This is a genomic window from Sinorhizobium chiapasense (assembly GCF_036488675.1).
GTDB classification, from domain to species: Bacteria; Pseudomonadota; Alphaproteobacteria; order Rhizobiales; family Rhizobiaceae; genus Sinorhizobium; species Sinorhizobium chiapasense.
This window is the reverse complement of record NZ_CP133152.1, coordinates 80462-105896: the sequence shown is the minus strand read 5'-3', so window position 1 is coordinate 105896 and position 25435 is coordinate 80462. Positions and strand designations below refer to the sequence as shown.

At 62.5% G+C, this 25435-nt stretch carries 27 protein-coding genes and 1 riboswitch; of the genes, 9 read left to right on the top strand and 18 right to left on the bottom strand.

What is annotated here, in order from left to right:
- Positions 1 to 81: 81 nt before the first annotated feature.
- Both RB548_RS25215 and RB548_RS25210 read right to left on the bottom strand, forming a co-directional pair.
- The gene (locus tag RB548_RS25215; protein ID WP_331376493.1) at positions 82 to 1092 is read right to left on the bottom strand and encodes a substrate-binding domain-containing protein; all 1011 of its coding nucleotides are present in this window, start codon (positions 1090 to 1092) and stop codon (positions 82 to 84) included.
- 25 nt (positions 1093 to 1117) lie between these two features.
- Positions 1118 to 2149 carry an ABC transporter permease gene (locus RB548_RS25210; RefSeq protein WP_331376492.1) on the bottom strand — a complete coding sequence of 344 codons (1032 nt, stop codon included), beginning with the start codon at positions 2147 to 2149 and terminating at the stop codon, positions 1118 to 1120.
- Positions 2150 to 2350: 201 nt separating this feature from the next.
- Between RB548_RS25210 and RB548_RS25205 the strand changes: the two genes are divergently transcribed.
- The 3 genes from RB548_RS25205 to RB548_RS25195 all read left to right on the top strand — a co-directional run bounded on the left by RB548_RS25205 (position 2351) and on the right by RB548_RS25195 (position 5350).
- The gene (locus tag RB548_RS25205; protein WP_331376491.1) at positions 2351 to 3442 is read left to right on the top strand and encodes a LacI family DNA-binding transcriptional regulator; all 1092 of its coding nucleotides are present in this window, start codon (positions 2351 to 2353) and stop codon (positions 3440 to 3442) included.
- Positions 3443 to 3584: 142 nt separating this feature from the next.
- Positions 3585 to 4244 carry an aspartate/glutamate racemase family protein gene (locus RB548_RS25200; RefSeq protein ID WP_331376490.1) on the top strand — a complete coding sequence of 220 codons (660 nt, stop codon included), beginning with the start codon at positions 3585 to 3587 and terminating at the stop codon, positions 4242 to 4244.
- Between the two features lie 44 nt (positions 4245 to 4288).
- The gene (locus RB548_RS25195; protein ID WP_331376489.1) at positions 4289 to 5350 is read left to right on the top strand and encodes an aldo/keto reductase; all 1062 of its coding nucleotides are present in this window, start codon (positions 4289 to 4291) and stop codon (positions 5348 to 5350) included.
- A 118-nt stretch (positions 5351 to 5468) separates the two neighbouring features.
- Here RB548_RS25195 and RB548_RS25190 read toward each other — a convergent pair whose 3' ends face one another.
- The 13 genes from RB548_RS25190 to pobA form a co-directional block, all read right to left on the bottom strand.
- Positions 5469 to 5792 carry an EthD family reductase gene (locus tag RB548_RS25190; protein WP_331376488.1) on the bottom strand — a complete coding sequence of 108 codons (324 nt, stop codon included), beginning with the start codon at positions 5790 to 5792 and terminating at the stop codon, positions 5469 to 5471.
- Between the two features lie 16 nt (positions 5793 to 5808).
- Complete coding sequence (locus RB548_RS25185; RefSeq protein WP_408642488.1) at positions 5809 to 6717, bottom strand: 2-hydroxyacid dehydrogenase; 909 nt, start codon at positions 6715 to 6717, stop codon at positions 5809 to 5811.
- Positions 6718 to 6874: 157 nt separating this feature from the next.
- On the bottom strand, positions 6875 to 7654 hold the full coding sequence (locus RB548_RS25180) for an amino acid ABC transporter ATP-binding protein (protein WP_331376486.1): 780 nt from the start codon (positions 7652 to 7654) through the stop codon (positions 6875 to 6877).
- Between the two features lie 20 nt (positions 7655 to 7674).
- Positions 7675 to 8472: a transporter substrate-binding domain-containing protein gene (locus RB548_RS25175; RefSeq protein ID WP_331376485.1), complete on the bottom strand. Its 798-nt coding sequence runs from the start codon at positions 8470 to 8472 to the stop codon at positions 7675 to 7677.
- Between the two features lie 45 nt (positions 8473 to 8517).
- Complete coding sequence (locus RB548_RS25170) at positions 8518 to 9174, bottom strand: amino acid ABC transporter permease (RefSeq protein WP_331376484.1); 657 nt, start codon at positions 9172 to 9174, stop codon at positions 8518 to 8520.
- Positions 9175 to 9184: 10 nt separating this feature from the next.
- Positions 9185 to 9853: an amino acid ABC transporter permease gene (locus tag RB548_RS25165; RefSeq protein WP_331376483.1), complete on the bottom strand. Its 669-nt coding sequence runs from the start codon at positions 9851 to 9853 to the stop codon at positions 9185 to 9187.
- A 118-nt stretch (positions 9854 to 9971) separates the two neighbouring features.
- Positions 9972 to 10994: a LacI family DNA-binding transcriptional regulator gene (locus RB548_RS25160; RefSeq protein WP_331376482.1), complete on the bottom strand. Its 1023-nt coding sequence runs from the start codon at positions 10992 to 10994 to the stop codon at positions 9972 to 9974.
- A 106-nt stretch (positions 10995 to 11100) separates the two neighbouring features.
- Positions 11101 to 11817 (bottom strand): ABC transporter ATP-binding protein, encoded by a 717-nt coding sequence (locus RB548_RS25155; protein WP_331376481.1) that lies wholly within the window; start codon positions 11815 to 11817, stop codon positions 11101 to 11103.
- On the bottom strand, positions 11798 to 12562 hold the full coding sequence (locus RB548_RS25150) for an ABC transporter ATP-binding protein (protein WP_331376480.1): 765 nt from the start codon (positions 12560 to 12562) through the stop codon (positions 11798 to 11800). Before RB548_RS25150 ends, RB548_RS25155 begins: the two co-directional genes overlap by 20 nt.
- Positions 12559 to 13560, bottom strand: a complete 1002-nt coding sequence (locus RB548_RS25145) for a branched-chain amino acid ABC transporter permease (protein ID WP_331376479.1) — start codon at positions 13558 to 13560, stop codon at positions 12559 to 12561. Before RB548_RS25145 ends, RB548_RS25150 begins: the two co-directional genes overlap by 4 nt.
- Before the next feature lie 5 nt (positions 13561 to 13565).
- Complete coding sequence (locus tag RB548_RS25140) at positions 13566 to 14429, bottom strand: branched-chain amino acid ABC transporter permease (protein WP_331376478.1); 864 nt, start codon at positions 14427 to 14429, stop codon at positions 13566 to 13568.
- A gap of 67 nt (positions 14430 to 14496) precedes the next feature.
- On the bottom strand, positions 14497 to 15669 hold the full coding sequence (locus tag RB548_RS25135) for an ABC transporter substrate-binding protein (RefSeq protein ID WP_331376477.1): 1173 nt from the start codon (positions 15667 to 15669) through the stop codon (positions 14497 to 14499).
- A 208-nt stretch (positions 15670 to 15877) separates the two neighbouring features.
- Positions 15878 to 17050 (bottom strand): 4-hydroxybenzoate 3-monooxygenase, encoded by a 1173-nt coding sequence (pobA, locus tag RB548_RS25130; protein WP_331376476.1) that lies wholly within the window; start codon positions 17048 to 17050, stop codon positions 15878 to 15880.
- 176 nt (positions 17051 to 17226) lie between these two features.
- On the opposite strand from pobA, the gene RB548_RS25125 reads away from it, so the two are divergent.
- The gene (locus tag RB548_RS25125) at positions 17227 to 18114 is read left to right on the top strand and encodes a helix-turn-helix domain-containing protein (protein ID WP_331376475.1); all 888 of its coding nucleotides are present in this window, start codon (positions 17227 to 17229) and stop codon (positions 18112 to 18114) included.
- A 145-nt stretch (positions 18115 to 18259) separates the two neighbouring features.
- Here RB548_RS25125 and RB548_RS25120 read toward each other — a convergent pair whose 3' ends face one another.
- On the bottom strand, positions 18260 to 18643 hold the full coding sequence (locus tag RB548_RS25120; protein ID WP_331376474.1) for a DUF427 domain-containing protein: 384 nt from the start codon (positions 18641 to 18643) through the stop codon (positions 18260 to 18262).
- A gap of 144 nt (positions 18644 to 18787) precedes the next feature.
- A riboswitch (TPP riboswitch) is annotated at positions 18788 to 18899 on the top strand.
- Between the two features lie 98 nt (positions 18900 to 18997).
- Here RB548_RS25120 and thiC point away from each other — a divergent pair.
- From thiC to RB548_RS25095, 5 genes are read left to right on the top strand one after another with little or no spacing between them, the layout of a single operon-like run.
- Positions 18998 to 20839, top strand: coding sequence for a phosphomethylpyrimidine synthase ThiC (gene thiC, locus RB548_RS25115; protein WP_331376473.1), 1842 nt, complete (start codon positions 18998 to 19000; stop codon positions 20837 to 20839).
- Positions 20840 to 20841: 2 nt separating this feature from the next.
- Positions 20842 to 21813, top strand: coding sequence for a glycine oxidase ThiO (gene thiO / locus RB548_RS25110; protein ID WP_331376472.1), 972 nt, complete (start codon positions 20842 to 20844; stop codon positions 21811 to 21813).
- Positions 21810 to 22007, top strand: a complete 198-nt coding sequence (thiS, locus tag RB548_RS25105; RefSeq protein ID WP_331376471.1) for a sulfur carrier protein ThiS — start codon at positions 21810 to 21812, stop codon at positions 22005 to 22007. Before thiO ends, thiS begins: the two co-directional genes overlap by 4 nt.
- Before the next feature lie 2 nt (positions 22008 to 22009).
- Positions 22010 to 22783, top strand: a complete 774-nt coding sequence (locus RB548_RS25100; RefSeq protein WP_331376470.1) for a thiazole synthase — start codon at positions 22010 to 22012, stop codon at positions 22781 to 22783.
- Positions 22780 to 23385 carry a thiamine phosphate synthase gene (locus tag RB548_RS25095; protein WP_331376469.1) on the top strand — a complete coding sequence of 202 codons (606 nt, stop codon included), beginning with the start codon at positions 22780 to 22782 and terminating at the stop codon, positions 23383 to 23385. The genes RB548_RS25100 and RB548_RS25095 overlap by 4 nt, the downstream gene beginning before the upstream one ends.
- A gap of 15 nt (positions 23386 to 23400) precedes the next feature.
- Here the strand turns inward: RB548_RS25095 and RB548_RS25090 are convergent, their stop codons facing one another.
- Positions 23401 to 23709, bottom strand: a complete 309-nt coding sequence (locus RB548_RS25090; protein ID WP_331376468.1) for a hypothetical protein — start codon at positions 23707 to 23709, stop codon at positions 23401 to 23403.
- A 269-nt stretch (positions 23710 to 23978) separates the two neighbouring features.
- On the bottom strand, positions 23979 to 25235 hold the full coding sequence (locus RB548_RS25085; RefSeq protein WP_331376467.1) for an adenylate/guanylate cyclase domain-containing protein: 1257 nt from the start codon (positions 25233 to 25235) through the stop codon (positions 23979 to 23981).
- Positions 25236 to 25435: the final 200 nt, after the last annotated feature.

Below are 25435 nucleotides of genomic sequence, written 5' to 3'. Positions count from 1 at the left end.
ATCCTTCGTGAATTGCCAACGCCGCGTAGGCGCGGCGGAACGGCCGGAGACCTTGGAGGTCCCCGGCCGGCTTGGGAGCGATTAGAAAAGGTGTTCCTTGTAGGTGGCCTTGTCGGCGAGAACCATGCCGTTGCCGACGATCAGCAGGCCTTCGCCCGCGCCCTTCTTCACCGTCACCTTGTTGTAGCCCTCGACGCCGAGATCCATGCCGTTCGTGACCTCTTTCTTCGCGAGGAGGAGCTTGGCAACCGCATTCATTGCCATGCCGGCCTTTTGCGGATCCCAGAAGCCGATGGCGGTGATCGCGCCGGACTCGAGCAGATCGGCGGAGGGGTTCGGAAGACCCGTACCGACGAGGCACACCTTGCCCGTCAGGCCGGCTTCGTCGATCGCGCGGCCGACGCCGAGGACGTCGTTGCCGGCGGAGGTCTGGAAGCCCTTGATATCCGGGTGCTTGCGCAGGATCTCCTTGGCCTTCTCATAGGTGCCGTTGGCGTCGTCGAAGGATTCGTTGTTGGGGTCCACGAGTTCCATGCCAGAATATTTCTTGGCGTTCTCTTCGCCGGCGCCAACCCACTGCATGTGGGTGCGGCTGCCGAGCGAGCCGACGAAGGTGGTCCACTTGCCCTCTTTGCCCATGCATTCGGCCAGACGCTCGTTCAGCGCAGCGCCATAATCGGCGTTGTCGAACGCCTCGACATCCGCATTGGTGTTCGTCTGGTTGTCCGCTTCATGCGTCACGACGACGATGCCACGCTCCATCGCCCGCTTGAAGGTGCCTTCGAGCACGGCCGGATCCATCGGAACGACGGCAAGCGCATTGACGCCCTTGGCGACGAGGTCCTGGATGATCTGGAGCTGCTGGGCGGAATCGGCGGTGGCCGGGCCGCTCTGGCTCGCGTCCACGTCCGGATTGACCTCGGCGAAGGCGTCCACACCGGTGTTCATGCGGTCGAACCACGGAATGCCGCTGATCTTGACGACGGTTGCAATGACCGGCTTTTCCTGCGCCACGAGGGCGCCTGCGGAACCGGCAAGCATTGCTGCCGCGACGGCAGTGCCGGCCAGCATCTTCTTCGATAATGCTTTCATGTTTTCCTCCACAACAAAGCTTCCCTCAGTTGTCTCGCTTCGGCGCGTGAGGGCGCGGCGCCAAAGAAACGGGCTGGCGATTGCCAGGAAACAGAAAGCCGGTCAGGTCGTAGCGACCGACGGCAAGGAAGGTGAGCAGCAACAGCCCCCAGGCGAAATCACGCACGAAGTTGGACAAGCCGCCAAAGTTGAGCAGGCTGGACATCAGCTGCAGCGCCACGGCGCTGAGGATGACACAGATCACGCGCCCGTATCCGCCTTCGGGCTTCACTCCGGCCATGACCGCGATCAGGATCGCGATCAGCAGATACGAGCTGCCGTAGTCGAACTTCACGTTGACGTTGCGCGCGGCGATGATGACGCCCGCCAATCCCGAAAGCGTGCCGCTGATTGCATATGTGGCCACCAGCACGCCATTCTTCGGAAAGCCTGCGTAGAGTGCCGCCTTCGGGTTGGTACCCATCAACATCAGCCAGAGCCCATAGGGCGTGAACTTCAAGGCGGCCGCGATCAATCCCGCCACGACGACGAAGATCACGAAGCTGATCGGCACTTCAAGGACCATATCGTTGCCGATGCTGGATAAGAGCGCAGGACTGCCCACCATCACGGCCTTGCCGCCGGAGACGACGACCGCGAGCCCCATGAACGCCATCTGCGTGCCAAGCGTACAAAGAATCGGCGTAATGTTGAGTTTTGAGATCAGGAGCCCGTTGGTCAGGCCACCGAAGAAACCTGTCGCCATCGCGCCTGCAATGAATGCCAGGCTGAAAGCAGTCTCGCTGTCGGCGCTCGACAGGAAGGAGGACACGATCACCGCAGAGAGCACGCCGGAGAGGTTCGCAAGCGCAATGCCCGAGAGGTCGATGCCGCCATTGCCGGCACACATGGCAAGCATGACGCCAACGGCCAGAAGGCCGATTTCCGGCAGCTGGCTCGCCATCGACTGGAGATTGAACAGCGAAAGGAACGAGCCGCCCGATATGGCAGCGCCAAGGACCAGCAGCACGCAATTGATGGCAACGAGCATAACCAGCTGCCCGCCAGTCTTTTGCATGGTCTCCTCCCATGTTTAGTAAACGATAGCAAACTTTACTAAACTGGTTATCAAAGCCGATTGCCTTCTGCAAGCTGATTTTCAATGGATTTCGGTTGCGGAAGCGCGTTTTTTGCCTTACGCCTCCAAATCAGGCCGGAGATCTGTTTACTAAACGCCTTCGCCTTCGCAGCATGGAAATGGGGATCCGGACAGGCACGCATGAAGGAAAAGAAGACTCTGACGATCCGGGATATCGCGGACGCGGCGGGCGTTTCGCCTGCTACGGTTTCCCTCGTCCTGAACGGGAAAGGGGACATTTCCGGCGTCACGCGAGCGCGCGTGCTGGAGGCGGTCGCCAATCTCAACTACGTGCCGCGCGCCACCAAGAGCAGTTCCGAGCCGGGCGAGACTTTACGGTTCCTGAAGATTGCGAAACATGGCCATACGGTTAATCGCGATCACAGCGTCTTCATTTCCGACTACATCGACGGCATGTCGGCGGAGGCCACGCGCCGGAACTACACGCTGGAGGTCGTCAGTTTCGAAGGCCAGCCCATCAGTTCCGTGGCGGAATCGCTGGCCGGTGCCCCGATCAGTGGCGTCATCGCGTTGGGGACCGAACTCACCGAGGCCGATATACGCCTGATACAAGGCCTGGGCCTGCCGACGGTTTTCATCGATACGTTCTACGACGTGATCGACGCCAACTTCGTCGACATGAACAACGAGGACGCCGTCTACAAGGTGCTGTCGCGATTCCAGCGGCAGGGTTTCAGGCGCATCGGCTTCGTGGCGAGCCATGTCGACACCACGAACTTCAGGCTGCGGCGGGACGCGTTCTTCAAGAACATGGCGCGTCTCGGCCTGAAACCGCGTGAGGAAGACATCATCTCGCTGGAGTCGACCTATGACGGCGCCTATTCCGATACGCGCGCGCTCCTGCAATCCGGCATAGAGCTCGCCGAATGCTATTTCTGCACCAACGACATCATCGCCTACGGCTTCATACGGGCGCTCAAGGAGTTCGGCATCCGCATCCCGGATGACGTCTCCGTCATCGGCTTCGACAATCTGCCGCAGAGTGCAACGATGGAACCGTCGTTGACGACGATCGAGGTTTCAAAGCGCAAGATCGGTTACCTTGCCGTGACCGTTCTGGACGACCTGATCAATGCTTCCGAGCTGCAGCCCTCGGTGAAGATTCTGGTGGGAGCAGACCTTGTCGTCCGCGCCAGCGACTCGCGCGGAGAAAAGCAGCCGACAGGAGGACGGTCGGGCAAGACCGCGACCGCGAAGCTGCCTGCGGATTGAAGCGCCTACTGCATGTTTCCTTAAATCGCAACCGATCAAGGGACAGAAACATGCAGCAATTCAAAGTGTTACAGCGTCCTTTGCGCGTCTGATTGGGCGTGCGGCACTGTAGCTTTTCATCCTGCCATGGGAGGAACTTGCGATGCCGTCGCTGGCCCTGATACACACGGTGCCTCGTCTCGTGGCCAGGTTTCGGCCGCTTGTCACGCGGTCCCTGCCTGCCTGGACGAGCTTCAACATCGTCGATGAAAGCCTGCTCGCCAACACCGTGCGCGACGGCGCGCTCTCCCAGAAGACGACGCAACGGCTTGCCACTTATGTCTTCTCCGCCGCCGAGGCCGGTGCGGATGCGATCGTCGTCACGTGCTCGACGCTTGGCGGTGCCGTCGACCTCATTCGGCCGCTCTCCTCCGTACCGCTCTTCCGCATCGATCAGGGCATGGCCGAGGCCGCCGTGGAACGCGCCCGGCGCGTCGGCGTGCTGGCGACGCTTCCCACGACGCCGGTCCCGACAAGCGCGCTGTTGCAGGACTGCGCAAATGCCGCGGGAAAGGACTGCACGATCGTGCCCGTGTTGTGCGAGGGCGCGTTCGAGCGGCTCAGCGCCGGCGATCGCGAGGCGCATGACGCGCGGGTGATGGAAGGCTACCGGTCGCTGGCGGAAACTGCCGATCTCGTGGTGCTTGCCCAAGCTTCGATGGCCGCGGCGCTCGCCGACCGGGGTGATGAAACACCGGTGCCCTTCCTGACCAGTCCGCAGCTTGGGATGGCCCATGTCGCCAGGCAGCTGGTATCCATCTGAGACCGCCCGCGCCTCCAGCTTGAATTCATTGATGGGAGTGAACAATGGAATACAGGACACTCGGCCGCTCCGGCCTCAAAGTCTCGGCCATCACGATGGGGACCTTCTCCTTCGGCGGCGTGGGCGCGTTCGCGAAGGTGGCAAACCAGGACGCAAAAGACGCCCGACGGCTCATCGATGTCTGCCTTGACGGCGGCGTGAACCTCTTCGACACCGCCAACATGTATTCGCTCGGTCGCTCGGAGGAGATCCTCGGCGAGGCACTCGCCGGCAAGCGTGACGGCGTGCTGATTTCCTCGAAGGCACGCATGCGGATCGGCGACGGTCCGAACGATGAGGGCGTTTCGCGCTACCACCTCATCCGCGAATGCGAGCGGAGTCTCAAGCGCCTCGACACCGATCATATCGACATCTACTTCATGCACGAGTGGGACGGCCTTACCCCCGTGGAGGAGATGCTTTCCGCCGTCGACACTCTGATGCGGCAGGGCAAGATCCGCTACATCGGCTGCTCCAACTATTCGGGCTGGCACATCATGAAGGCGCTCGGTGTCGCCGAAACGAAAAACCTGCCCCGCTTTGTCACCCAGCAGATCCATTACACGCTCGAGGCGCGCGAAGCGGAATACGAGCTGTTGCCCATCTCCGTCGATCAAGGCCTCGGGGTCATGGTCTGGAGCCCGCTCGCAGCCGGATTGCTTTCCGGCGCCTTCGGCCGTGACAAGGCTCCGGCCGACTCCCGCCAGGCCGCAGGCTGGACGGAGCCGCCGATCCGCGATCAGGAGCGGCTTTGGAACATCGTCGATGTCCTGGAGGAAATCGCCGCGGAGCGAGGCGTCAGCGTCGCACAGGTCAATCTCGCCTGGACACTGACCCGGCCGGGCATCGCAACGCTGGTCGTCGGCGGACTGAGCGAACAGCAGTTCAGGGACAATATCGCCGCGGTCCATCTAAAGCTTTCCGAAGAGGAACTGGAGCGCCTGAACCAGGTCAGCCGCCCACCCTACATCTACCCCTATTGGCACCAGCACAATTTCGCGAAGGACCGCTTCTGCCCCGCCGACTGGGCTTTGCATGCGAGCTATGAGGATCTCGGGTTGGTCTGATACCCCACCCTGAGAGCCTTTGGACTTCGATTTACGATTGCGAGCGAACCTGCCGTCCGGGCAGGCTCGCTCGATGGCCGGCCCCTTGTCGACCATCAGGCTTGGTGCCCCAGGCGCGTCAGCGACCGTCAAGCTCGAATATATGGTGGTGGATGTGCCCGTCGAACATCTCGAGCAGGCCCTTCGTCAATTCGCGGCTCTCGTAGCGCACGGGTGATTCAAGGGCCTGCGCCAGGGCCTCGCGGTCGTCATAGGCAGTGGAAAGGATCATCGCGAAAGGCGTCGCTCCTTCGTCGCGCTCCACGGCATGGAGAACCCGGACTTCCCGGACACCCGGAAAGGCCTGCCAAAGCGGCATCAGCTTCTCCGCGACATAGGTCCGGAATGCTTCTTCCCGACCTGGATGGATCATGCCCTCGAAGAGGGCCTGTCGAACGATCATGTTGTCTTCTCCCGCTTCAGTTGGCGACGTTCGGCGATTTTTGGCCGGCGAAATGGGCGGCGAGATTGGCGAGCACCAGTCTCCCCATGGCCAACCGCGTCTCGACCGTCGCACTGCCCTGATGCGGCATGAGCACGGTATTCGGGGTTGAAAAGAATTCGCTGCGGATCTTCGGTTCGTTGACAAAGACGTCGAGCCCCGCACCGGCGATCGTTCCGGACCTCAGCGCCTCGATCAAGGCGTCCTCGTCGACGACGCTGCCGCGCGCGACATTGACCAAGATGCCCTGCGGGCCGAGTGCTTGAAGCACGGAGGCGTCGACGATGTTCTGGGTTGCGGAGCTCGCCGCCACGCAGACGGCCAGCACGTCGCTGTCGCGGGCGAGATCGGCTGGGCTCTCATGAGCCACCCACTCGACGTCGGTCAGCCTGGACCGGTTCCAGTAGCGCACCGACATGCCGAAGGCCTCCGCGCGAAGCGCCAGTGCGCGCCCGATCTGACCGAGGCCGAGCACGCCGATCCGCTTGCCCTTCGGGCTGTGGCCGAGCGGCAATTGTTCGCCGGCCGCCCAGCGGCCCTCCCGCACCAGCCTGTCGCCGTCGCCGAGCCGGCGCAGGACCGCAAGCATGAGCGCGATACCGAGATCCGCGACGTCGTCCGTGAGCACGCCCGGCGTCGTCGTCACATCGATGTTGCGGCTGCGCGCATGGACAAGATCCACCTTGTCCGTGCCGACCCCGTTGATCGCGATAATCCCCAATGAAGGAAGCTTCTCGATCCAGTCGTTGGAAAGGCCCGTGCCGCCGCCGGTCGCAACCGCACGGATCGACGGGAGCGCCGCCTCGAGCGTCGGCCGATCAGCGGTCTCATAGAGGCTGTGAACCGTATAATCCCGGTGAAGCTCCTCCATGACGAGCGGCATCATTGGCTCTACGAGCAATAGGTCTGGTTTCACGTCTAAACTCCGATTGCTGCATGTCGCCCAAAACTGTGCAGCGGTCTTGGGACGACAGGCCTGAAAACAAAAACTTAAAGCGCATCAATTCTTTCGACGGTGGCGCTTGAGTTGCTTCGGCGGGTGATCAGGAAATCTGGCCGAGGAAGAATCGCGTGCGCTCGTGCTGCGGAGCGTCGAAGAAGGTATCGGGCGTTGCGACTTCGAGGATCTCGCCGCGATCCATGAACACGACACGATCGGCTACGCTTCGTGCGAAGCCCATCTCGTGCGTCACGCACAGCATGGTCATGCCTTCGTTCGCGAGATCGACCATGGTGTCCAGGACCTCCTTGACCATTTCCGGATCGAGCGCGGAGGTCGGCTCGTCGAAAAGCATGATCTTCGGATTCATGCAGAGCGCTCGCGCAATCGCCACGCGCTGCTGCTGTCCGCCGGAAAGCTGCGCCGGATATTTCGCCGCCTGCTCGGGGATACGCACACGCCGAAGAAACTTCATGGCGGTCTCCTCGGCCTCGGCTTTCGTGATGCCGCGTACTTTCATCGGAGCGAGCGTGCAGTTCTCGAGCACCGTCATATGGGGGAACAGGTTGAACTGCTGGAAGACCATGCCGGTCTCCTGGCGGATCAGATCGACATTCCTTCCGCCAGCGGTCAGGTCGTGACCATCGACGACGATGCTGCCCGAGTGAATGGTCTCGAGCTGATTGATGCAGCGGATCATCGTCGACTTGCCGGAGCCCGAAGGCCCGCAAATGACGATCCGTTCACCGCGGCCAACGGTCAGGTTGACGTTTTTCAGGGCATGAAAGGACCCATACCATTTGTTGACGTCCTCCATGCGCACGGCCGGATCAGAAGCCCCGCGCGCACCGGGGGCGGAGGCGATTTCGCTTACCATGTTCATCGCGAGGGGCTCCCGTTTTCCTATTTCGCTTTGGTCACGAAGTCCGGCAGCGCGGAACCAAGCCATTTCTCGTGAATGGAATTGAGCTGTCCGTCCGCCTTGACCTTGTCGAGGAAGGTGTTGACGAAGCTCAGCATCTCGCTCGACCCCTTGCGGACGGCGATGCCCTGAACCTGCTGGTTGAGCACGAGCTTCTGATTGAATCGCCCCGGAGCGGCCGCCTCGATTTGCTGGGCGACGACGTTGGAAACGCCGATCAGCTCGACCTGGCCGGAAAGCAATGCCTGCACCGCACTGGCGTCGTCGTCAAAACGCTGGATGTTGGCGTCCGGCGGCGCGATCTTGGTGACCGCCGTGTCCTGCGTGCTGGCGCGCGCCACGCCGATCGTCTTGCCGGCCAGATCCTCCGGTTTTGCGATAGCCAGATCCTGGGCGCCGAACACGCCGATCGAGATGCCGGCATAGGGCTGAGAGAAATCGACGTTCTTGGCGCGCTCTTCGGTGATGCCCAGCGAAGCGACGAGCAGGTCGACCTGGTTGCTCTGCAGATAGGGGATGCGGTTCGGACCCGTCACGGGCACGATCGTGACCTCGACGCCGAGTTCCTTGGCAAGCAATTTCGCGACATCCGCGTCGTAGCCGTCGGGGTTGTTGCTCGCGTCCATGATCCCGAACGGCGGGAAATCGACCAGCATTCCAACCTTGACGGTCCCGGCCGATTTGATCGCCTCCACCGTCTGCGCTGCGGCGGGGGACACGAAACCGGCAAGAAGTGCAGCGCCAAGAACTGACATTGCCATGCGTCTCGAAATATTCATTCTTCCTTCCCTTTCACTTGCCGGCCCTCCCGCCGGCGGGGCCCGTCAACGTGCCGTTGCGCGGGAAAAACGGGTTTCCATTCGCCGTGCGACCAGCGACAGCGGCCAGCACAAGAGGAAATAGATGGCTGCCACCGTGCCGAAGACGAAGAATGGGCTGAAGGTCGCATTGTTGATGATCTGCCCCTGTCGGGTCAGTTCGGTGAAGCCGATGATCGACGCGAGCGACGTGCCCTTAATCAATTGGACCAGGAAGCCGACCGTCGGCGCGACTGCGATGCGGGTCGCCTGGGGCAGGATCACGTGGCGCATGGAATGATAATATCGCAGGCCAAGCGCCGTCGCTGCTTCGCGCTGCCCCTTCGGCACGGCCTCGATGCAGCCGCGCCAGATTTCGCCGAGAAAGGCACTGGCGTGGAGCGCAAGCGCAACAGCCGCAGCAATCCACGGGTTGATCGCAAAGCCGAAGATATTCATGCCAAAGTACACGAGGAAAAGCTGCATCAGCAGCGGCGTTCCTTGGAAGAGGCGGATGAAGCCCGTGGCGAAGCGACGGAAAGCCCGGACTTCCGACACGCGCATCAACGCCATCAACAGTCCGCCGATGGTGCCGCCGGCAAAGGCGATTGCCGAAAGCGCGATCGTCCACTGCGCCGCCACAACAATGATGAGGAACTCGTTCCAGCCGAAGACTCTGATCATGGCGGTGCTCCTAGCGGCTGAGCGGATATTTGAAGGCCATTTTCTCGATCGCGTAGAACAGCGCGGAGAAGCCGACCGACAAGGCGAGATAGATCAGGGTGACGGTGATATAGACCTCGAAGCTCGCAAAGGTCGCGGATTGGAGGTCGTTTCCGGCGGCAGTCAGGTCATCCGCCGAGATCACCGACACGACGCTGGTGTTCAGCATCAGGTAGATGAACTGGCTGGTGAGCGCAGGAAAGACGGTGCGCAGTGCCGGCTTCATGATGATGTAGCGAAAGATCTGCGCCCTCGACAGGCCCAGGGCCCACCCCGCCTCCACCTGGCCCTTGTGGATCGACTCGATGCCGGCGCGAATGATCTCGGTGCCATAGGCACCGAGATTGACAACGAGCGCCAGGAGCGCCGCGCTGTTCGGCGAGAGCCTCAGGCCAAGCGATGGCATACCGAAGTAGATGAAGAAGATCTGCACCAGGAAGGGGGTGTTGCGGATGATCTCGATATAGCCGTCGATCACCGCACGCAGCATCTTCGGCCCGGACGTCTTTCCCCAGGCGCAAAAAATGGAGACGGCGAGGCCGATCAGCATGGCGGCGCACGACAGGCGGACGGTCAGCCACGCGCCGATCAGCAACTGGTCGAACGCCGCCAGGACGGGCGCAAAATTGAAATCGTACATGCAGGGACCTCCTCCCAAAATGCCGAGACCGGACGTCGCGCCTCTCCCGCGATCCTGGTTACTTAGATCGATCTAAAATGTTTCCCGGCGAGCGTCAACCGCAAATGAGGGTCAATTTTCACATGGGTCGGCCACAGGACTGCCGAATGTTCAAGGTGGTTTCGTTCACCACGCGGCGCGGCGGCAAGTGGGGATTGGTGATGCGTTCGAGGAGAAGCCGCGCCGCCATTTCGCCGATCGTCACCGGCCCGGTCGAGACCGACGTGAGTTTGGGCCGGATGGCTTCTTCATCCGCCACATCGTCGAAGCCGATCAGCGAGAGATCGCGACCGATCGTCAATCCGCAGTCGTGAAGCCCCGCGGCGAGGCCGAGGGCCACAAGATGATTGAAACAGATCACCGCAGTTGGCCGCGTCGCCTGATCGAACAGAAGATGCGTTGCACTGGCGATTTCTCCGAGCTGCGTCGGAAAGTGGATCAGGATGCCGGGATCGAGCGCCTTCGACAGCATGGCGTCGCGGAATCCGTCGACGCGTTCCTGATAGGCCGATTGGACCGAGCCATGGGCGGCAAAGGCGATCTTCTCGTGGCCGAGCGAAGCAAGATAGTCCACCGCCTGGCGCATCCCGGCGGCATAATCGGCGCCGACATAGTCGATGTTGAAGGAGATATGGCGCAACACCTGTACGACGGGCATACCCCAATCCGCGATCTCTTCAGACAAAGCTGGCGCCGTGCGTGCGGCCGGGCACAGAATGACCCCGTCCACGCCGTGTTCACGCATGCGTTGCAGCAGCGTTGCCTGCCGCTCGACGCGGTCCCCGCTGTTGGCGAGGATGACCACCTTGCCGGTCTCCCCGATCACCTCCTCAATGCCTGAGAGGAGCTCCGCAAAGAAAGGGTTGGTGAGATTGGGGACAATGGCGCCGATGATCTGGCTGCGTTCGACGCGCAGGCGAGCCGCGCCGATATTGTAGACATAGCCGAGGTCTCGCATCGCCTGCTCGACGCGCGAGCGCGTCTCGCTGCCAACCAGGGGGCTCTTGCGGAGAACAAGGGATGCGGTCGCGCGGGAGACGTTTGCATGTCGCGCAACATCCAGAAGCGTAACGCGAGTCTTTTTTCGTTCGTCAAAGGACATTGAATACCAATGGGATAAGAATGGCGGTGGGAGAACTATAGTCGACAACGTAAGTCAGGCAAACGCTGCCGCATATCTGGTGCCGCCACCCAATGGCTCCGTTCTGCTAGTGCAGGCTACCAACACCCAGCAGCCGTTCGACGGCCGCGTGATCCTGCGAAAGCTCCACCGGAGTTCCGCTCCATGCGATCCGTCCCCGCTCCAACACGATGACATGGTCGGCGAAATCCAGCGCGCTCTGTATCCGCTGCTCGACGAGCAATATCGTCATGTCGCCGGTTTTCGCGAGCTCCGCAAAGACCTTCATGAGCTCTTCGCAAATGACCGGTGCCAGGCCTTCGAGCGGCTCGTCCAGCAGCAGCACCGAGGGCCGTCCGAGGATCGAGCGGGCGGTCGACAGCATCTGCTGCTCGCCGCCGGAGAGTTGCGAGCCGAGGTTCCGGCGCCGCTCATGGAGACGCGGGAACATGTCATAGGCTTCCCTGAGGGCGCTCTTCGGCCGGCCCTTGAGCCCGACGAAGAGGTTCTCCTCGACGGTGAGGGTCGGAAAGACGCAGCGCGCTTGCGGCACGAAGCCGAGACCACTCAAGGCCCGCGATGCGCTCGGCAGCGCGGTGACATCGGTCTCGCCGATGCGGATGCGCCCTTCGTAGCGGCGCGTCTGGCCGGCGAGCGTCGCAAGCAGCGTCGTCTTCCCCATGCCGTTTCGCCCGAGCACGGCAAGACGCGCGCCAGCCGGCACCGAAAAAGAAATGCCTTCAAGCACCCGCGTCGGCCCGTAGCCTGCGGACAGATTCTCGACCTCAAGCGGCGTGGCCGGCATTGGCATAGCTCCCCAGATAGGCTTCGCGCACCCGCGGATCCTTGGTCACCTCCGACGGCAAACCGTCGAAGATGATCGTGCCGGCGGCGAGCACGATCACCCGCTTTGCGAAGCGGAAGACAAGGTCCATGTCATGCTCGATCATCAGCACGGCAAGGTCTGACGGAAGATCGGCCAGCGCCTGCTCGATGCGGCCCGTGTCGCTTTGCGGCACGCCGGCAGCCGGTTCGTCGAGCAGCAGCACCCGGGGCTTCAGCGCCAATGCCACGGCGATCTCCAAAAGCCGCTGTTGGCCGTAGGCGATTTCTCTCACACGCCGGTGCATCAGGTCGCGCAGTCCGAGCTTGCCGATGAGATCGCCGACCTCCGCCATGACCTCGGGCATTGCGAGGTAATTCCCGAACAGGCGCCCTGCCCGACCGTCGCGCTGCAGCACCGCAAGCGCCACATGTTCGGCCGGCGTCATCTCCTGGAAGAGACGCGTCACCTGGAACGATCGCACGAGGCCTCGCCGCACACGTCCGATGGCATCGACCCGGGTGATATCTTCACCGCTGATCCGGACCTCGCCAGAGTCGGGCGTCAGGTTGCCGGTGACGAGATTGACGAAGGTCGTCTTTCCGGCGCCGTTCGGGCCGATCAATGCCACGCGGTCGCCAGGCCGCATGGCAAGGCTGACATCGTTGGTGACGGCGAGACCGCCGAAGGATCGCTTCAGGTTGCGAACCTCGAAGATCGCACTCATCGGCGCGTCTCCCGCCATCTGGTCACGGCGCCGGCGCTCGTGCCGTAGAGTCCCTTGGGCGCAAACAGTACGACTGCGATCAGCAGGGCACCGACCATGGTCAGCCAATGGAAGGGATTGGCGGCCGAAACGATATCCTCGAAGAACATGAACACGATCGTGCCGGTCAGCGCGCCGAAGAGCGAGCCGGTGCCGCCGAGAACCAGCATGACCAGGCTCTCCGCGGAGAGGGTGAAGGAGAGGCTGTCGAGACCGACGACCTGGGTCGAGATGGCGTTGAGCGCGCCACCCGCACCGGCCACCGCACCGGAAATCATGTACATCTTGACCAAGGTCACCTTCGGCGCGGCGCCCATCGCGCGAATGCGGATCGGATCCTCCTTGATGCCGCGGCAGAGCATGCCGAAGGGCGAGCGCACGATAAGGCGCAAGAGCGTGAACGCTACAGCAAGAAGGACGATGCCGAAGACGTAAGCCGTGCGGCCCCAAAGGTCGAACGCGAAGAGCCCGAGCAGCGGATCGGGCGCGATGCCAGCGAGCCCGTCGCTGCCGCCCGTCCAGGATGACGCCTTGTTGGCGAACTCGTGGAAGAGATGGATGAGGGCGATCGACAGAACGAGCTGCGGGAGGCCGTGGGCTCTGAGGATGACCACGCCGCAGAGAAGCCCCGCAACAATACCGCCGAAAATGCCGCAGGCGAGCATGAGCAGCGGATCCGTGATGCCGAAGTGGACGGCGGCGATGCCGGCCGCATAGGCGCCGGTTCCGAACAGAGCCGCATGGCCGAGCGTCGCCACCCCGCAATAGCCGGTCACGAGGTCGAGAGACAGCACCAGGAGCGCGATCGCCGTCATGCGCGTGAGCAGCGCCAGGTTATTTGGAAACAAAAGGTAGCCGACAACGGCCAGCCCGAGGATCACCGAAAGGCCGACAAGGTCGCGGCCGAACTTTCGCCGATTGCCATGCGCTCTCGCCAGTGCTTCGTTCATCGTCGCCATGGTCACTATCTCGTTCTCCCGGCAAGGCCGCGCGGGAATACGCAGACGATTGCGATGACGGCGAGATAGAAGAAGAACTCGCCGAATTCCGGCATCAGGTAGCGGCCCGCGGTATCGATGCCGCCGAGCAACAGGCAGGCAACGAGGGCGCCCGGTATCGAGCCCGCCCCACCGACGGATACGACGACGAGGAAGGTCACCATGTAGCGCAGGGCGTAATAGGGTTCGACCGGGAGCAGTTCGGCGCCCAACACACCGCCCAGGGCAGCGAGGCCGACGGCAATGGCAAAGCTCACCGCATAGACGATTTCGGTGCGCACTCCGAGGGCTGCCGCCATCGCAGCGTTGTCGACGGCCGCCCTCAGCTTCACGCCGAAAGCGGTCTTCTCGATCGCGTACCAGAGGGCGGCGGCAACGGCGAGGCCGCAAAGGATCGCGAACAGGCGGTGGGTGGCGATCGAACGGAAGCCGAGATCGACGGATCCCTGAAGTCTCGACGGCAGAGGGATCGTCTTCAGCGTCGGGCCGAAGACATAGTTGGCGATGCCGATGATGCAGAAAGTGATACCGATCGTCATCAAGACCTGCGTCAGTTCCGGCGCCCCGTAGATCCGGCGATACAGCAGCCGCTCGATCGGGATGGCGATGACGATCGTGCCAAAAACGGCGATCATCAGTGCGATCCCATAGCCGAGCCCCAGGTCCCGCGCCGCATAGGAGGCAATGTAGCCGCCGATCATGGCGAAGGCGCCATGGGCGAGATTGACCACCCGCATAAGCCCCATGGTGACGGAAAGACCGATCGAAATCACGAACAGAACCATGCCGTAAGCGAGCGCGTCGACCGCTATGCTGAAGACGGTTTGCATCTACCCATCCTGTTTCCCGATGATGCGGAGCAGCACCGCGACCCCGCATCGAAATAGTCGGCCGTTCCTATTTCAGCGCCGCAAGGCCGGGGTCGCCCTGCTTTTCGAAGGTCTGGATCTCCTTGTTGTAGTAGGATCCGTCCTCGGCTTTGGCGACCTCGCGCAGATAGATGTTCTGGATGATGTGGCGCGATTCCGGATCGATCGACACCGGCCCGCGCGGGCTCGCCCAGGAAAGTCCCTTGACCGCATCGACCGCCTTTTGCGCATCCTGCTCGCCGCCGGTCGCCTCGATCATTTTGTAGATGACGTGCATGCCGTCGTAAGCGCCGACGGAAGGGAAGGAAAGTTCGGCGGGGTTGCCGATCGCCTTGCCGGCCGCTTCGACAAAGGTCTTGTTTTCCGGCGAGTCGTGCGAGACGGCATAGTGGAATGTCGTCTGAAGGCCGAGCGCGGCTTCACCCAGCGCCGGAAGGTCGGACTCCTGCGTCAGGTCGCCCGGCGCAAAGAGCTTGATGCCTGCGTCCTTGAGGGCGTTCTCGTTAAAGGCCTTGACGAAACCGAGCGTCGTCGGGCCGGACGGCAGGAAGGCGAAGACGCCCTGGGCGCCCGAATCCTTGATGCGCTGCATGATCGGCGAAAAATCGTTGGTGGCGAGCGGCATGCGGATCGCCTCGACGATCTCACCGCCCACTGCCTCGAACCCCTTTTTGAAGGCGTTTTCGGCGTCGACGCCCGGGCCGTAGTCGCTGACGACCGAAATGATCTTCGAGACGCCGGCATCCTTCGCGACCTTGGCGATCGGTGTGGAGGTCTGCCAAAGCGTGAACGAGGTGCGCACGACCAGCGGGCTCTTGGTGACGATCGCGGAGGTCGCGGCATTCATGACCACCAGCGGCACATTCCCCTGCTCGAGCAGCGGCGTCACCGCCATCGCGTCGGGGGTGAAATAGAAGCCGGCGAGATACTGCACGCCCTCCTTGACGACGAGCTCCTGCGCGAGCGCCTTGGACTGGGCCGGATCCGCCTGCGGCACGTCCCGGTAGATGACCTCGACGTCGTCGTCGCCGACCTTGCTGCCGTTCAACGCCATATAGGCATCGATGCCGGCCTTGAAATTCTTGCCCTGCAGCGCGAACGGGCCCGAAAATGGCCCGATCACGCCGACCTTGATCGTGTCGGCCGCGGCCGCGCCGCTCGTTGCCAATGCCGCCAGCGCGGCGAGAATTGTCCGTTTCATTTTTCCTCCCTGCGATACCCGGCTCACTCCCGTCCGGCATCGCTTATTTATTAGCGTTCAACCTCATCGTCGTCAGTCTGTCATGTCCAACAGCGATAAAAAATGAATTGTCAGCGCTTGTTTCATAACTGATCGGTTATGTTACCGCCGCGAAGCTTGCGTGTGGGTTCTCCTGCCAAAGGCCGAGGTGGCGACGTCGAATTCGTCATCAGAACGGCAGGCCCACATAGTTTTCCGCGAGCGCCGTGGCGGCCGCTCGCGAATGGGTGAGATAGTCGAGCTCGGCCTCCTGGATCTTCTGGTCGAAGTCGCTGGTATCCGGGAAGCGATGCATCATCGTCGTCATCCACCAGGAGAAACGTACCGCTTTCCAGACGCGCGAAAGCGCTCGGACCGAATAGGCGTCGAGGCCGGCATCGGAGCGATCCTCGTAGTGCTCGATGAGCCCCTCGTAGAGATAGTGCACGTCGCTTGCAGCAAGGTTGAGCCCCTTGGCCCCGGTCGGCGGCACGATATGGGCTGCATCTCCGACGAGAAACAGTCGGTGAAACCGCATCGGCTCAGTGACGAAGGATCGAAGCGGTGCGATCGATTTCTCGAAGGACGGCCCGGTCACCACCCGTTCGGCATGGTGGGCCGGCAGCCGGCGGCGCAGTTCGTCCCAGAAGCGCTGGTCGTCCCATTCCTCGAGATTTTCGTCGCGCGAGCACTGGATGTAGTAGCGGCTGCGGCTCAATGATCGCATCGAACAGAGTGCGAAACCGCGCGGGTGGTTGGCGTAGACCAGTTCGGGACTGACCGGCGGCACGTCGGCGAGGATGCCCAGCCAGCCGAAGGGATAAACCTTCTCGAAGGTGCGGATAGCCCTTTCCGGTACGGACCTGCGACTGACCCCGTGCGATCCGTCGCAGCCGGCGATGAAATCACACTCGATGCGATGGGTGCTGCCGCCCTTCTCGTAGGTGACATAGGGCGCATCGCCATCGAAATCATGCGGCGTAACGTTCAGCGCCTCGTAGACCGTCGATGCGCCGGTTGATTCCCGACGACCCATCAGATCGCGGGTGAGTTCCGTCTGGCCGTAGATCAGCACGCGCTTGCCGCCGGTCAAACCGAAAAGATCGATGCGATGGTCACGACCGTCGAAGGCGAGCGAGAACCCGTCATGCGGCAGCCCTTCGGCATGCATGCGGCTGCCGGACCGCGCCTCGTCCATCAGCCGCACGGTCCCCTCTTCCAGCACACCGGCTCGAACCCGCCCGAGGATGTGATCCTTGCTGGCACGATCGAGGACAACATTGTCGATCCCCGCATGGGTCAGCAATTGACCGAGCAGGAGACCGGACGGTCCCGAACCGATAATGACGACCTGGGTTCGCATGGACCTCCTCCCATCGAGTACGTCGTTCGCAAGCCAAACTTGCGCGGTCGGCGAAGCGCCTCCGCCCGCACCAAAATTGCCTTTTGTCAGGAAGTTTGCGCGCCGCCCGCGCCTGTCTCAATGGACATTCCAGCCAAGAAATTGCACTTATCGAACATCGGCGTAAAGTGGGAAGAATGAAGCGGGCGGTTCCGACATATGAGCTTTACGGTGAAGAGTCCGGAGAACGTCCGGATTTCTGGCTGCATTGCGAGACGATCCCCTCGCGCAGCAGCCTGCACCATTGGGAAATCGGCCTTCACCGCCATGAGAGCTTCTTTCAGATCCTGTACATCGCCGAAGGTTCGGGCGACGCCATATTCGGCGAGACGCCGCAGGCAATTTCTCCCCCGGCCGTAATCACCATCCCGCCCACCGTCAGCCATGGCTTCCGCTTTTCCCGCGACATCGACGGTTTCGTCTTCACGATCCTCGCATCGCACCTGCCGGCTGCCCCGGGCGGTCGCAGCAGGCTGGGCACATGGCTGTCGAAACCTTGCCTGACGCCGCTCGGCGAAAGCGAAGATGGCCGCTACGTCGCCGAGACCTTGCAGCGCCTGGCACAGGAATGGGCAGCGCGGCGCAATCACCGCACGAGCCTGCTCGACGCCTATCTCTCGACGGTACTGGCGCTGACGGCGAGGCTTGCAGAAGCGCCGCGTGCCGACGCGGCGGCTGCGGAAAGCGAAAACGAGCGTCGAATGGAGCGGTTCGACGCTCTGCTCCGACAGCACGTTCTTACGCACCGACCGGCGGCATTCTACGCGCGCGAGCTCGGCCTGTCGCAGACTCACTTGAACCGCGTGGTCCGGACGATGACGGGGCAGAGCGTGCACGAGGTCATCGCCGAAAGGCTCTTGAACGCGGCGCGGCGCGAGCTCGTCTTCACGCGTGCAAGCGTCCAGGAGATCAGCTTCCGCCTCGGTTTTTCAGACACGGCGTATTTCTCACGCTTCTTCGTCCGTCATGTGGGGACTACACCGCGAGCCTGGCGGATGGCGGAGCGGCAAAAACTTGGCGTGTGACGGTGCACTTAGCGACGGTTGGAACTTGCCGGCCAGAGCGGGATCAGGAAAAGTGTGAGCGGTTTTCCGCCCGCATCCCGCTCTAACGTATTAGAATCGATCACGTTTATGATTTCGGGTCGATTCGACCAAAAATCATCGTGATCTAAGACGCCTGCAATTCCTCAATCGAATCCACCCGATCCGGATAGAACGCCATATGGTCCCTGATCTCGCGCACCGCCGCATGCGGTCTTTCATAGGTCCAGATGGCGTTCTTCGATCGCTCCCCGCCTGATGTGATGCTGTAATAGGAAGCATCGCCCTTGTAGGGGCAATGCGTCGAATGATCGGTGCGTGCAAGCAGCGACATGTCGACGTCCTTGCGGGGAATATACTGCACCGCCGGATAGGACGCCTCGCGCAAGGTCAGTGCATCGCGCGTATCGGCAACGACGCGGCCGTCGAGCTTGACGACGACGCGCGCCGGATTGCGGTCGATGGTGATCGGATGATCAGGCCCGGGAATCTTGATCGGCTTGTCTGACATGAGCAATCGCCTTTTTAAGTTGATCGTTTTTACATAGGGTCACGCCGCCCGCTTCCCAAGGGCCGCAACTGTCCACGCGTGCCGCACCCGGCCAAACGCCAAAAAACAGGGTTGACGCCGCGGCGATATCGGTGACTATTTGCATCCATTCACCAGGGGGGTCCCGGCAAGGGGCTGAGATACTGCTAAAGCGCGCAGTGACCCGTTGAACCTGATCCAGTTCATACTGGCGTAGGGACGGTGCAGACGTGCGAAGGCCAGGATTCCGTGTTCCCGTGATCCATCGGCGCAGCGTCTTTTCATCCTTCCGACTTCAGAACTGGGTCTCCAACGCGAAAACTTTGGAGCCTCAAGATGAATGTTATCAAGCCTCTCGCAGCGCCCTCGGTCACGCAGGGCCCTCTTCCCGCCTCGCAAAAAGTCTACAAGCCCGGCGAGATCCATCCCGATATCCGCGTGCCGATGCGCGAGATCGCGCTGCATCCGACATCGGGCGAGCCGCCGGTCACCGTCTATGATTCCTCCGGTCCCTACACGGCCGAGGGTGCGAACATTCGCATCGAGGCGGGCCTGCCGCAGCTTCGCCGCGACTGGATCCTCAAGCGTGGCGATGTCGAGAGTTACGAGGGCCGCAGCGTCAAGGCGGAAGACAACGGCTTTGTCACCGGCGAGAGGCTGACGCCGGAATTTCCGGTTCGCAATGAGCCGCTGCGCGCCAAAGGCGGACTAGCCGTCACCCAGCTTGCCTATGCCCGCGCCGGCATCATCACGCCGGAGATGGAATTCATCGCCATCCGCGAGAACGTCGGCCGCAAGGCGACGAAAGAGGCGCTAACGCGCGACGGCGAAAGCTTTGGCGCGTCGGTCCCCGATTTCGTCACGCCGGAATTCGTCCGCCAGGAAGTGGCGGCGGGTCGCGCCATCATCCCGGCCAACATCAACCATCCGGAGTCGGAGCCGATGATCATCGGCCGCAATTTCCTGGTGAAGATCAACGCCAATATCGGCAACTCCGCCGTCACCTCGTCGATGGCCGAGGAAGTCGAAAAGATGGTCTGGGCGACCCGCTGGGGCGCCGACACGGTCATGGACCTTTCGACCGGCCGCAACATCCACAATATCCGCGAATGGATCATCCGCAATTCGCCGGTGCCGATCGGCACGGTTCCGCTCTATCAGGCGCTGGAGAAGGTGAACGGCATCGCCGAAGATCTCACCTGGGCGGTCTATCGCGACACGCTGATCGAGCAGGCCGAGCAGGGCGTCGACTATTTCACCATCCATGCCGGCGTGCGGCTGCATTACATTCCGCTGACCGTCAACCGCGTCACCGGCATCGTCTCGCGCGGCGGCTCGATCATGGCCAAGTGGTGCCTGCACCACCACCGCGAGAGCTTCCTTTACGAGCATTTCGAAGAGATCTGCGACATCTGCCGCGCCTATGACGTCTCCTTTTCGCTCGGCGACGGCCTGCGTCCCGGCTCGATCGCCGACGCCAATGACGCAGCGCAGTTCGCCGAACTCGAAACGCTCGGCGAACTGACGAAGATCGCCTGGGCGAAGGACTGCCAGGTGATGATCGAAGGGCCCGGCCATGTGCCGATGCACAAGATCAAGGAGAACATGGACAAGCAGCTTGAAGTCTGCAGCGAGGCGCCGTTCTACACGCTCGGGCCGCTGACGACCGACATCGCACCCGGCTATGACCACATTACGTCGGGTATCGGCGCGGCGATGATCGGCTGGTTCGGCACGGCGATGCTCTGCTACGTGACGCCGAAGGAGCATCTGGGGCTGCCCGACCGCGACGACGTCAAGACCGGCGTGATCACCTACAAGATCGCGGCGCATGCCGCCGACCTCGCCAAGGGTCACCCGGCCGCCCGCATTCGCGACGACGCGCTTTCCCGCGCCCGCTTCGAGTTCCGCTGGGAGGACCAGTTCAATCTCTCGCTCGATCCGGAAACGGCCCGCAGCTTTCACGACGAAACGCTGCCGAAGGAGGCGCACAAGGTCGCGCATTTCTGCTCCATGTGCGGCCCGAAATTCTGTTCGATGCGGATTTCCCACGACATCCGCGCAGAAGCACAGAAGGAGGGGCTTGCGGCCATGGCCGCGAAATATCGCGAGGGCGGCGACCTCTACATGCCGCTCGACGAGGCGGAACGGCTGGCTCGGCGGACGCCGGCGGAATGACCATGCGGGCACTTGTCAAAGGAGCGGGCGTTGCCGGCCTCGCCGTCGCCCGCGAACTCGTCGCGCGGGGCGCTGACGTCACGGTCGCGGAGCCACAGCCGGGTTTTGCGGCCGCCGCATCCTGGTATGCCGGCGGCATGCTCGCGCCCTGGTGCGAGCGGGAAAGCGCCGACGAAGCCGTGCTCACCCGCGGCCTCGGCGCGGTCGACTGGTGGGACCGCGCGCTGCCCGGCGAAGTCCGGCGCAATGGGACCCTGGTCGTCGCCTTGCCGCGCGACGCCGGCGAACTGAAGCGCTTCGCTTCGCGGACCTCCGGCTTCGAATGGCTCGACGCCGACGGCGTTGCCGCACTGGAGCCGGCCCTCGCCGGCCGGTTCCGGCAGGCGCTGTTCTTCCCCAGGGAAGCGCATCTCGACCCGCGCCGGGCGCTTTCGCTTCTCAGCGAAACACTGGCGGGGCAAGGCGTCGCTTTCGTTCGTGATGCAGACGACGACCGCTTCGACCGCGTGGTTGACTGCACCAGTGCGTCGAAGATCGGCAGGCTCGAAGGCTTGCGGGGCGTTCGGGGCGAAATGCTCTATCTCGAGACGGACGAGCTCGAACTGTCGCGGCCGGTGCGCCTCCTGCATCCGCGCATTCCGCTCTACATCGTGCCGCGCGGCGATGGGCTCTTCATGTGCGGCGCGACGATGATCGAGCGCGACGATGCCGGCCCCATCACCGCACGCTCGCTGATGGAGCTCCTGAATGCCGCCTACGGGCTGCATCCGGCCTTCGGCGAGGCGCGCGTCGTCGAGACCGGGACCGGCGTGCGCCCCGCCTTTCCCGACAACCTGCCGCGCGTCATCCGCGCGGGAAAAACCGTCATCGTCAACGGCCTTTACCGCCACGGCTTCCTGCTTTCGCCGGCACTGGCAGGGGAAGCGGCCGGATGGGTCCTTGGCGAGCAAGACCGAAGGGAGATTTTTCGATGAGACTGATCGTCAATGGCGAAGAACAGGACGTCGCCGCGGCCACGCTCTCCGAGCTCCTGGCACAGCTGGAATTCGAAGGGGACTGGCTCGCAACGGCGGTCAACGGCGAACTCGTTCACCGGACCGAAAGGGCAAACCACCGGCTCAACGATCGCGACCGGATCGAAATTCTTTCGCCGATGAAGGGAGGCTGAAGATGCTGAGATTATACGGACAGGAACTTGGCTCGCGCATGCTGCTTGGCACGGCGCGATACCCCTCCCCTGCGATCCTCGCCGATGCCGTCCGGCAGGCCGCTGCCGAGGTCGTCACGGTATCGCTCCGCCGTGAAACGGCAGGTGGCCGGCAAGGCGGCGCCTTCTTCGAACTCATCCGCGAGCTCGGCGTACGCGTTCTGCCGAACACCGCCGGCTGCCACACGGTGTCGGAAGCGGTGCTGACCGCGAAGATGGCGCGCGAGGTCTTCGGCACCAACTGGATCAAGCTCGAGGTCATCGGCCATCACGATACGCTGCAACCGGACATCTTCGGCCTCGTCGAGGCGGCGCGCATCCTCGCCGACGAGGGCTTCGAGGTCTTCCCCTATACCACCGACGATCTCGTCGTTGCCGAACGGCTGGTCGAAGCGGGCTGCAAAGTGCTGATGCCCTGGTGCGCGCCGATCGGCAGCGCCATGGGGCCGCAGAACATTGCAGCGCTTCGAACCATGCGCGCGCATTTTCCCGACGTACCACTGATCGTCGACGCCGGCATCGGCCGGCCCTCGCACGCCACCACCGTGATGGAACTCGGCTACGACGCGGTGCTGCTCAACACCGCCGTTGCCTGCGCCGGCAATCCGGCGCTGATGGCCGCAGCCTTCGCCAAGGCGATCGCGGCCGGTCATGCCGCGTTCGAGGCGGGAATGCTCGAACCGCGCGACATGGCCGTGCCCTCGACCCCCGTCATCGGAAAGGCAGTTTTCTCGTGAAGCTCGACCCTTTCTACCTCATCGTCGACAGCGCCGCCTGGATCGAGCGATTGGTGCCGCTCGGCGTGAAACTGGTGCAGCTTCGGATCAAGGACCGCCCCGACGAGGAGCTCAGAAGCGAGATCCGCCGCGCCAGGGCGGTCTGCGCCGCCCATGGCTGCCAGTTGATCGTCAACGACTATTGGCAGATCGCCATCGAGGAAGGCTGCGACTTCGTCCACCTCGGCCAGGAGGACCTCGCCGAGGCAGACGTCGCGGCGATCCGCGCCGCCGGGCTGAAGCTCGGCCTCAGCACCCATGACGAAGCCGAGCTCGAAACGGCACTTGCCGCCAGGCCCGACTACGTGGCGCTCGGTCCGATCTACCCGACGATCCTCAAGAAGATGACGTGGGAGGCGCAGGGGCTTTCCCGCATTTCCGCCTGGCGCGAGCGCGTGCGGCCGCTTCCGCTGGTCGCGATCGGCGGGTTGAACACCGACAGGCTCGAAGGGGTCTTCGCCCATGGCGCAGACAGCGCCGCCGTCGTCACCGACATCACGCTGAATGCCGACCCGGAGGGCCGGACACGGGAATGGATCGAAAAGACCGCGCGCTGGCGCTGAACCACACGGTCGACGTCACGCCGCGCGATCTGCGGGCCTGTTGGAGGCCAGCGTGGGATCCTGAGCGTAGACCAGCCCGGGCTCTATGATCCATTCGCGCGTCTGGAGCGACTGGACATCGAACCGGCCTCTCTGGTCGCGCGCCGCAACACCGACGAACCGATACCGAAGTCCGTCATTGTCGACAACCGTCTCGCGAATTGGACGGCCGGCCAGATGGCCGATAACCCTTCCTTCGAATTGCACATTCGCCAGGATGAAATACTCGACTGGCAGGTTTCGGCTGGCTCCCCAGTTGATCCTGAAGCCATTCTTGATCTTCATCGTCTTACTCACTGCAAACATCGGCGGCCATGCTTGGCCGGTACTCGTCGCCGCTTGACGCGATAACTATGGAATTCTGAAGGCAACGCTTGGCCCTAAGACGGAGTTCCCGTCCCGCGTCACTCTGACCCGAAGCCGCATAGGAAATCGATATGGGAGCGGTCCCGAAGAAATAAGGAACGCATAAGGTCCGGCAGGCTCTGCCCGGCCACGTTGCTTCGCTTGTCTCTTCGAGAAGGCCAGCGGTCGCTCCGGACCTTCGGCCGCGACTACGCGCCTGCGGCCGAATCCGCCGACGCGGAATTGCTGGAAAATGCAAAGACGTCGATCGGTTCGTCGAGCCCCCTTACCGGATGGGAGCCGAGATTCTCCAACTCGCCTTGGCATCTCGCCATTTCGACGAAGGCCCTGGAGAGCAGAATGGGTCGTTTGATCACCTTTGTCAGGTTTTCTAAGCGTGACGCGATGTTCACGGCCGGCCCTATCACCGTGAAGTCGAGACGTTTGCTTGAGCCGATATTGCCGTACATCACGTCGCCCACATGGACGCCGATGCCGTAGCCAAGCGGTTCATGGCCCTTTTTCACGTTCTCCTCGTTCAGCCTCGCGAGCGCCGCCTGCGCTTCGCTGATTGCACTGAGAAGATTGTTGCAGGCCATCGGATCGCTCAGCGGGAAAATCGCCAGCAGGCCATCGCCCATGAACTTGAGTATCTCGCCGCCATGCCGCTCGATCGGCTCGCACATCGCGTCGAAATAGCCGTTCAACAGTTCGATCACGTCGTCGCGCGGCCAAAGGTCGGACAGTTTCGTGAAGTCGCGAAGATCGCAGATCAGGATCGCGGCGCCGACCGTCACCCCGCTGCCGCGCGTCGTCGCGCCGGCCAGGATCTGTTCGCTCGCATGCGGTCCGACATAGGTCTCCAGAAGCGTTCGGGCAAATCGGTTCTTCAATCGAATCTCACTGACGAGCGCCAACGCCGGCAGGAGATCGGCGAAAACCGCCATGTCCTCATCGCTGAAGCCGCCCGGCCTGTCGCTCGCGAAAGTGACCGCGTGCCGCTTGCCGAGCGTGTGTTCGAGCGGCCAGATGAAATAGTCCGTGAGACCGCCGGCGCGCAGCTCATCGTAAAGGGGGTACTGCGGGCCGTCTGCCGCGGGGTCATCGAGGTGCCGCCGAACTTCTGCTGCTCCGTTGTTGAACTCGTGCAGCGGGCTGTTCAGGTATTGCTCGGTATCCTCGATACCATATTCGTAGGTCTGGAGTTCCGCCTCCGACAGCCCTTTCCGCCAGAGGATGCGCGCGCCGATCCATTGCGGATGATGAATTCTGAAATGAAGCGTCGCGCGTGCGACCGGCACGCCGGCCGCAGCCAGCCGTTCGCACATCTCCACGAAGATGTTGTCGACGAAGCGCTCGCCGCGCGTCTCGTTGATCAGCCAATCGACGATTTTCCGCCCTTGCATCGGCCGGGTTCCCACGTCCTGGCGCGCCTCGGCGAGGCTTGGATTCAATAGCGACTGCATTGCGACACTCCGTGATCGGCGACAGCGCCTTGCGTTTCTCAGACACGCACAGATCGCTGTGAAATCAATGCATGTTTATCCTTTAATCGACACCGATTTGAGCAAACACGCACGATATACATTCAGGTAATGTGGCGCACCGGGGCACGATTTTTAAGGGGCCAGGCATGGAAAAGCCCCGGAACGATTGTCCCGGGGCT

Bases quoted from the DNA above. Each gene is read 5' to 3' on its own strand.
- RB548_RS25170 (WP_331376484.1), bottom strand. From the start codon at position 9,174: ATGATCAGAGTCTTCGGCTGGAACGAGTTCCTCATCATTGTTGTGGCG.
- RB548_RS25175 (WP_331376485.1), bottom strand. From the start codon at position 8,472: ATGAATATTTCGAGACGCATGGCAATGTCAGTTCTTGGCGCTGCACTT.
- RB548_RS25215 (WP_331376493.1), bottom strand. From the start codon at position 1,092: ATGAAAGCATTATCGAAGAAGATGCTGGCCGGCACTGCCGTCGCGGCA.
- RB548_RS25125 (WP_331376475.1), top strand. From the start codon at position 17,227: ATGAAGCGGGCGGTTCCGACATATGAGCTTTACGGTGAAGAGTCCGGA.
- thiS (WP_331376471.1), top strand. From the start codon at position 21,810: ATGAGACTGATCGTCAATGGCGAAGAACAGGACGTCGCCGCGGCCACG.
- RB548_RS25100 (WP_331376470.1), top strand. From the start codon at position 22,010: ATGCTGAGATTATACGGACAGGAACTTGGCTCGCGCATGCTGCTTGGC.
- thiC (WP_331376473.1), top strand. From the start codon at position 18,998: ATGAATGTTATCAAGCCTCTCGCAGCGCCCTCGGTCACGCAGGGCCCT.
- RB548_RS25085 (WP_331376467.1), bottom strand. From the start codon at position 25,235: ATGCAGTCGCTATTGAATCCAAGCCTCGCCGAGGCGCGCCAGGACGTG.
- RB548_RS25090 (WP_331376468.1), bottom strand. From the start codon at position 23,709: ATGAAGATCAAGAATGGCTTCAGGATCAACTGGGGAGCCAGCCGAAAC.
- RB548_RS25135 (WP_331376477.1), bottom strand. From the start codon at position 15,669: ATGAAACGGACAATTCTCGCCGCGCTGGCGGCATTGGCAACGAGCGGC.
- RB548_RS25205 (WP_331376491.1), top strand. From the start codon at position 2,351: ATGAAGGAAAAGAAGACTCTGACGATCCGGGATATCGCGGACGCGGCG.
- RB548_RS25145 (WP_331376479.1), bottom strand. From the start codon at position 13,560: ATGGCGACGATGAACGAAGCACTGGCGAGAGCGCATGGCAATCGGCGA.
- thiO (WP_331376472.1), top strand. From the start codon at position 20,842: ATGCGGGCACTTGTCAAAGGAGCGGGCGTTGCCGGCCTCGCCGTCGCC.
- RB548_RS25200 (WP_331376490.1), top strand. From the start codon at position 3,585: ATGCCGTCGCTGGCCCTGATACACACGGTGCCTCGTCTCGTGGCCAGG.
- RB548_RS25185 (WP_408642488.1), bottom strand. From the start codon at position 6,717: ATGATGCCGCTCGTCATGGAGGAGCTTCACCGGGATTATACGGTTCAC.
- RB548_RS25160 (WP_331376482.1), bottom strand. From the start codon at position 10,994: ATGTCCTTTGACGAACGAAAAAAGACTCGCGTTACGCTTCTGGATGTT.
- pobA (WP_331376476.1), bottom strand. From the start codon at position 17,050: ATGCGAACCCAGGTCGTCATTATCGGTTCGGGACCGTCCGGTCTCCTG.
- RB548_RS25150 (WP_331376480.1), bottom strand. From the start codon at position 12,562: ATGAGTGCGATCTTCGAGGTTCGCAACCTGAAGCGATCCTTCGGCGGT.
- RB548_RS25165 (WP_331376483.1), bottom strand. From the start codon at position 9,853: ATGTACGATTTCAATTTTGCGCCCGTCCTGGCGGCGTTCGACCAGTTG.
- RB548_RS25180 (WP_331376486.1), bottom strand. From the start codon at position 7,654: ATGAACATGGTAAGCGAAATCGCCTCCGCCCCCGGTGCGCGCGGGGCT.
- RB548_RS25190 (WP_331376488.1), bottom strand. From the start codon at position 5,792: ATGATCGTTCGACAGGCCCTCTTCGAGGGCATGATCCATCCAGGTCGG.
- RB548_RS25155 (WP_331376481.1), bottom strand. From the start codon at position 11,817: ATGCCGGCCACGCCGCTTGAGGTCGAGAATCTGTCCGCAGGCTACGGG.
- RB548_RS25140 (WP_331376478.1), bottom strand. From the start codon at position 14,429: ATGCAAACCGTCTTCAGCATAGCGGTCGACGCGCTCGCTTACGGCATG.
- RB548_RS25195 (WP_331376489.1), top strand. From the start codon at position 4,289: ATGGAATACAGGACACTCGGCCGCTCCGGCCTCAAAGTCTCGGCCATC.
- RB548_RS25120 (WP_331376474.1), bottom strand. From the start codon at position 18,643: ATGTCAGACAAGCCGATCAAGATTCCCGGGCCTGATCATCCGATCACC.
- RB548_RS25210 (WP_331376492.1), bottom strand. From the start codon at position 2,149: ATGCAAAAGACTGGCGGGCAGCTGGTTATGCTCGTTGCCATCAATTGC.